Source organism: Spirillospora sp. NPDC049652 (assembly GCF_040675125.1).
Classification (GTDB): Bacteria; Actinomycetota; Actinomycetes; order Streptosporangiales; family Streptosporangiaceae; genus Spirillospora.
In genome coordinates, this window is the sequence record NZ_JBFAOF010000412.1 from 1 (window position 1) to 6,009 (window position 6,009).

At 74.3% G+C, this 6,009-nt stretch carries 6 protein-coding genes; 2 read left to right on the forward strand and 4 right to left on the reverse strand.

Annotated elements, in window-relative coordinates; all coding sequences use genetic code 11:
• Positions 1 to 105 precede the first annotated feature (105 nt).
• The 4 genes from AB0J52_RS23720 to AB0J52_RS23735 all read right to left on the reverse strand — a co-directional run bounded on the left by AB0J52_RS23720 (position 106) and on the right by AB0J52_RS23735 (position 3,647).
• Entirely contained in the window at positions 106 to 1,065 is a 960-nt protein-coding gene (locus AB0J52_RS23720) for a bifunctional helix-turn-helix transcriptional regulator/GNAT family N-acetyltransferase (RefSeq protein WP_500184225.1), read from the reverse strand.
• 145 nt (positions 1,066 to 1,210) lie between these two features.
• Entirely contained in the window at positions 1,211 to 1,540 is a 330-nt protein-coding gene (locus AB0J52_RS23725) for a DUF3817 domain-containing protein (RefSeq protein ID WP_500184226.1), read from the reverse strand.
• A gap of 214 nt (positions 1,541 to 1,754) precedes the next feature.
• The gene (locus AB0J52_RS23730) at positions 1,755 to 2,120 is read right to left on the reverse strand and encodes a hypothetical protein (RefSeq protein WP_500184228.1); all 366 of its coding nucleotides are present in this window, start codon (positions 2,118 to 2,120) and stop codon (positions 1,755 to 1,757) included.
• A gap of 138 nt (positions 2,121 to 2,258) precedes the next feature.
• Positions 2,259 to 3,647: a citrate/2-methylcitrate synthase gene (locus AB0J52_RS23735; protein ID WP_500184229.1), complete on the reverse strand. Its 1,389-nt coding sequence runs from the start codon at positions 3,645 to 3,647 to the stop codon at positions 2,259 to 2,261.
• Positions 3,648 to 3,720: 73 nt separating this feature from the next.
• On the opposite strand from AB0J52_RS23735, the gene AB0J52_RS23740 reads away from it, so the two are divergent.
• Together AB0J52_RS23740 and AB0J52_RS23745 are read left to right on the forward strand one after the other, a co-directional pair.
• On the forward strand, positions 3,721 to 4,953 hold the full coding sequence (locus AB0J52_RS23740) for a LeuA family protein (protein WP_500184230.1): 1,233 nt from the start codon (positions 3,721 to 3,723) through the stop codon (positions 4,951 to 4,953).
• Positions 4,954 to 5,036: 83 nt separating this feature from the next.
• A partial coding sequence (locus AB0J52_RS23745) for an SWIM zinc finger family protein (protein ID WP_500184231.1) occupies positions 5,037 to 6,009 on the forward strand: 973 nt, incomplete at its 3' end.

Here is a 6,009-nt window from a genome sequence, read left to right on the forward strand (position 1 = left end):
CCCCGCGGCACCGGCGTCCCCCCACCGCCGGGCCGGCGGCCGGACTCGATCAGCGCCGCCGGCCCGGCACCTCCCCCCGGTGACGGGGGGCCGCGTCCGGAAGGATCACTTCAGGCCGAGTTCCCAGGTCTCGCCGTGGACGGTGTCGCCGAAGCGCTCGGTCGGCGGCTCCCGGTCCACCAGCTCGAAGCCCGCGCGGGCGTAGAGGCGGCGAGCCGGCTGCTGGAGCGCGGTCGTCCAGAGGACCATGCGCTCGTACCCGGCCTCCCTGGCGAACCGGACGCACTCGTCCACGAGCTTCCCGCCGACCCCCGCGCCCCGCGTGCCGGGTTCGACGATCAGCAGCCTGAGCTGGGCGGTCGTGGCGTCCCGCTGGACGCAGAAAATGCTGCCGACGCGGTGGCCGCCGAGTTCGGCGATCCAGGCGTTGTCGCGGCCGGGCTCGTGCCGCTCGACGTACTCGGCCACGACGCGGGCCACGAGCCCCTCGTAGCTGCGGTCCCAGCCGCACTCGGACGCGTACAGCTCGCCGTTGCGCTGCACGACCCAGCCGAGGTCGCCGGGCTTGAGAGGCCGTAGCACGACCTCCCCGCCGGTTCCCGCCGCGGCTCCGCCGGAAGGGGCCGGACCGGGCGGGGCGGAGGTGTCCAGCACGTCCCGGACGGTGCGCATCGCGACGACCAGACGGTCGCGGTCGGCGGCGGACAGGCCGTCGAGCATGGTCCTGATCTGGGTGGCGGACCGCTCGTCCAGCAGGGCGAACACCTCCCGGCCGCGCCCGGTCAGCCGGGCGACCTGGCGGCGGGCGTCGTCCGCGGACCGCTCGCGCTCGACCAGTCCGTCGCTCTCGAACCGGGCGAGCATCCGGCTGAGGTAGCCGGCGTCCAGGTCGAGGGCGCGACGCAGCGCGAGGACTTCTGTCTCGGGACGCTGCGCCAGCTCGAAGACCACCCGCGCCTCGGTGAGCGAGTAGGGCGTCCGGACGTGGCCGTCGCCCAGCAGGCCGAGGACGCGGGTGTAGAAGCGGTTGAAGTCCCGGACGGACGCGACGTCGTGGGCGGCCACGGGCATGACGATCCCCTCGCTCTTAATCTTTGACTGAGTCAAACAATAAGGCGGGAGGGAACGGCGAGTCCAGCGTCCGGCGAAAAACGGAACCGCCCGGCCGAGGGCCGGGCGGGTGAGGTCGGGCGGGGTAGGGCGGGTGGGGTCAGGCGGCGTCGGCGGCGACGCCGGTGCGCTCGATCTCGGCGCGCGCGTCCCGGACGATCCGGTGCTCGACGTAGAAGGCCAGGAACGGCACCAGGCCGGCGGCGACCATGAGCACCATCTTCTGCAGCGGCCATCCGGCCCGCCGGTACAGGTCGAACGCCATCACCAGGTACACCATGTACAGGACGCCGTGGATCGGCGAGACGATCCCCGACGCGCCGGGCTGGTCCCAGATGTAGCGCAGCGGCATGGCGACGAAGACCAGGATCAGCAGCATCACGCCGACGAGCAGCGCCATGATCCGGTACCGCTTGATGGCCGCTTCCACGAGTCACACCTCTCTCAGCGCGCCGGGCGGCGCGTCACCTACGTTCTCGGTCGTTCGGTCGGACGGTCGCCCGATCGAACGGGCGGGATGGTCCGGGACGTTGGCCGCCCGCACTTCGCGGGACGCCGCCGCCCTTCGGTCACCACCGCCGCCGGTCGCCGCCGCCCGAGGGCCGCGCGGGCGTCCCGCCGGACGGCCCGTCCGGCGTGGGGCGCTAGTCGCGGCGGCCGGTCTGCGAGTTCAGCCGGGCCAGGTAGCGGTTGTAGGCGGCGAGCTCGGGGTCCTCGGTCTCCTGCCGCTGGATGATCTCGCGGGTGACCGCCTTCTCGGCGGGCTCCTCGATGACCGCGGGGCCGCGGGCGATCGACTCCTCGCCGGTCACCTCGTCCCGGATCATCTTGACCCACATCACCAGCACGAAGATCCCGAAGATGGGCCACTCGAAGGTGTAGGCCCAGCTCCGGTCGTTGCCGTCCTGCGCCCGGTCGAACTGCCACCAGCCGAAGCCCAGGAACGCCGCGAACAACACGATCGCCGTCGCGTGGAGCCCGATCCAGCCGGGGGAGAAGAACTTCCGCACGTCATGAGCGTACCCCCGCTTCCCGGGAGCACGTGCATACCCCCGCCGGAACGCCCCGCCGGTATGTCGCCGCCCCCGGAGGGCCGCCGCGCCCTGCCGCGTCCGGTGCCCGTATCCCCTGGTCAGCGCCTCATCGGATCACTCGGGGACGGGCGGGCCGACGTAGACGGCGCGGGGTCGGAGCGGGGACCGGCCGCAGTACTCCTCCAGGGCGTGCGCGAGCCAGCCCGCGACCCGGGCGACCGCGAAGACGGCCTCCCCCGCGCCGGGGACGAGCCCCGCGACGCCGCCCAGGAGGGCGAGCGCGAAGTCGATGTTGGGCGCGGGCAGCCGCCGCCGCTCGGCCTCGGCGAGGACGGCGTCCGCGACGGCGAGGCGGGGATGGCCGGGCGCGGCCTCCCGGACGAGGCCGAGCAGGACGGCCGCCCGCCCGTCGCCGGACTTGTAGACCGGGTGGCCGAAGCCGGGGATCCGCTCCCCCGCCCGCAGCCGGTCGCCGATCACCCGCGCGACCCGCCCCGGTTCCCCGGCCTCGGCGAACAGGCGTTCCGCCGCGTAGGACGCGCCGCCGTGCAGCGGCCCGCTCACCACCCCGAGCCCCGCCGTGACCACCGCGTACGGGTCCGCCCGGACGGACGCCGCGACCCGCGCCGCCAGCGTGGACGCCGCGAGTTCGTGGTCGGCGAGCAGCACCATGGCCGCCTCGAACGCCCGCAGCAGGCCCGGAGTCGGCTCGTCCGGGCACATCGCCCGCCAGAGCCGCGCGGCGATCGACTCCCGCGACGCCCCTGGCCCGGTCACCCCCCGCGCGCCCCCTCCCGGGCGGCCGTGCTCGTCCGGGCGGTCGCCCCCTCCCGGGCGGCCGTTCTCTCCGGCGAGGTCGTCGCTCGCTCCGAGAACGCCGGTCACCAGGGGCGGGCCGCTCGCGGCTGGGCCGTTCCGCACGGTGCCGGTGAGGCGTCGGGCCGGGGGCAGGGCGTCGACCATCCCGGCGATCAGCGTCCGCGCGGTCACCAGGACACCTTCCGGGTCGGTGTGGACGCGCAGGGGGTCGGTCACGGCGAGGGCCGTGGTGATCACCTGGAGGCGGTCGAGCGGGAGCAGGCCGTCCGGCAGGCCGGACTGGGCCGCGCGGGCCGCCCGGAGGCCCTCCTCCGAAGCCCGCCAGCTCCCCTCCGGCGCCGGTGCGGCGGCGAGGGCGGACTCGTCCCCGGTCCAGAGCCACTCGGCGACGGACTCGAAGCGGTGTTCGGCCGCGAGCACGAGGGCGTCGCGCCCGCGGTAGTAGGGGCGGTCCGGGCCGAGGGCGGTGACCGCCGACTCGATCGCCAGCTCGGTCGGCCCGGGACGACGGCGCGGTCTGCCCTTGCGCGCGAGCTCCTCGACCTGGGCGGCGTCGAAGAGCGAGCGGCGGCCCGCCTCGTCCCGGCGGCGGCGCAGGACGCCGCGGCTCACGTAGGCGTACAGCGTGGCGGGTTTCACACCGAGGCGTTCCGCGGCCGCCGCCGCGTCGATCCACTCCCCCACCTGGACACCTTCCCGTTCAATGTTGATTATGATCAATATTGATACATGTGGATCGGACTGTCAATCTGAGGGCATGCCTCAGATTCACTTCCTGGACGTCACCAACCGGGACGGCGTCCAGACCGCACGCACCGGGCTCTCGAAGTTCGGCAAGACGATGGTCAACCTCTACCTGGGCCGGCTGGGCGTGGCGCAGTCGGAGATCGGGTTCCCGTTCCTGTTCCACGAGGTCCCCTACGTCCGGGCGCAGCTCGCGCTCGACGAGGCGGGGGCGTTCGGAGGCCTGCGGCTCTCCGGCTGGTGCCGGGGCGTCGCGGCGGACGTCGAGAAGGCCCTGGAGGTGCGGTCGCCGTCCGGCCGGGGCCTGCGGCACATGAACTTGTCGATCTCGACGTCCGACTACATGATCGCCAACAAGTTCCGCGGAAAACTGGACCGGGCGGCCATCATCAGGGAGGCGCAGGCGGCGGTCCGGGCCGCCAAGGCGGGTGGCGTCGAGACCGTCGGTGTCAACGCCGAGGACGGCTCGCGCACCGACGACGGCTTCCTGCACGAGTTCGCGCTCGCCGCCAAGGAGGCGGGCGCGGACCGCGTCCGCTACTGCGACACGATCGGCGGCGACAGCCCCGGCCGCATCCGCGAGCGGTTCGCCAAGCTCGCCGCCGCCGTCGGGATGCCGGTCGAGACCCACTGCCACAACGACCTCGGCATGGCCGTCGCGAACTCGGTGTCCGGGGCGCTCGGCGACCTGGAGGCCGGGCAGGACGCCTGGGTCAACACCTGCGTGAACGGCATCGGCGAACGCGCCGGGAACGCCGACCTGCTGTCCACGATCCTGGCGTTCGAGCACGCCTTCGGGGTGGACGCCGAGATCGGCGACGCGCTCGACCTGACCTGGGCGCGCCGCTTCGCGCTGTGGGCGAGCTACGCGTTCGGCCAGCCGCTGCCGTACAACCAGGTCGGCGCGGGTGCCAACGCGTTCGCCCACGAGTCCGGCATCCACGCGGACGGCGCGCTGAAGGACCACGGCAACTACGAGCTGTTCGACGAGGCCACCCTCGGCCCGTTCCCGGACGACCTGCACACCCGCCGCGGCCGGGTCGTGCTCACCGGGGAGTACGGGGGCCGCTCCGGCTTCCGCCACGTGATGGACGAGCTCGGCGTCGAGCCGTCCGACCCCGAGCTGGCGTTCCGGGTCGTCCAGATGTGCAACGCGATGACCGGCCGGCCGCTCACCGACGACGAGCTGCGCCTGATCGCCGACCACCCGGCCGAGCTGGCGCTCCTGTTCCCCGGCCAGCTCTGACCGCTGCTCTCCGGCCGGCTCTGACCGCGTCAACCTGGGCGGCGCCGTGGCGGGATGTCGGTGGGCGCTTCTATGTTCCCGGCATGACCAGCGCACAGGCGTACCAGTACGTCCGGCCGTCCGCGCTCACGGGCGCGGGGCTCGGGCTGTCGACGTCCGGTGGAACCACCGCGTCCGGCGGCCGGACGGATCATCCGCACTTCTTCAGCGGGCTGCTCACCCGGGCGGCGCCGGCCGCCGCGGGGCTGCTCGGGCTCGCCGACGTGGCCCGCACCCGCTACCACCGGCCGCGGCCCACCGGCATGCGCGACCCGGTGGTCACCTGCAACGGCGACCGGCTCCGGATGGAGTCGTTCTCGGCCTGCGGCGGCGTCTACGCCCGGCTCGACGTCCTCCAGGACGCGCTGGACGGCGAGGTCGTCGACCTCGGCACCACGAACGTGGACGTCAACGGGCCGCTGCGCGAGGCTTTGGCCCGGGTCGGCGGCGACGAGCCGCTGCACCTGGCGGTCGGGACCGGCGAGCTGGTCGTCACCACGCTGGACGGCGCGACGGTCGAGAAGAAGGTCCCCCTGCCGGACCGCTGGCTGCGCGGGTTCGCCGAGGTGCAGGTCATCGCGTCGGCGTTCGACGCGCGGGCCGTGCTGTCCGCCGCCGAGGCCGTCCGCTTCCTGCGCGGGCTGCCGACCGGCCGGAGCGGCCCCGACGCGCTGTGGGCCGTCCCGGCGGGCCGGTCGCTGCGGCTGTCGCCGCGTCCGGTGCCGGGCGCGGTGTGCCTGGCGGGAGCGCACCGGCTGGAGACGCTGCTGCCGCTGCTGCGGTTCGCCCGCTCGCTGCGCGTGTACGGGCCCCAGGTCGCCGCCGGTTCGCCGCCCGTGGCGTCCGCCTGGGAACTGGAACTGCCCGGGATGCGGTACGTGCTGACGCTCTCTCCCGAGTCGTCCCGCGGGTTCTCCGGCGAGGGCGCCGTCCTTGACGACCTGGCCGCCGACGAGACCGCCGCCGACGCCGAACTCGTCGGCGCGCTGCTGGCGTTCGAGCCGCGCCTGGACGCGG

What these genes read in the sequence shown, in the direction of transcription:
- AB0J52_RS23740 (WP_500184230.1), top strand. Translation starts at nt 3,721, where the DNA reads ATGCCTCAGATTCACTTCCTGGACGTCACCAACCGGGACGGCGTCCAG.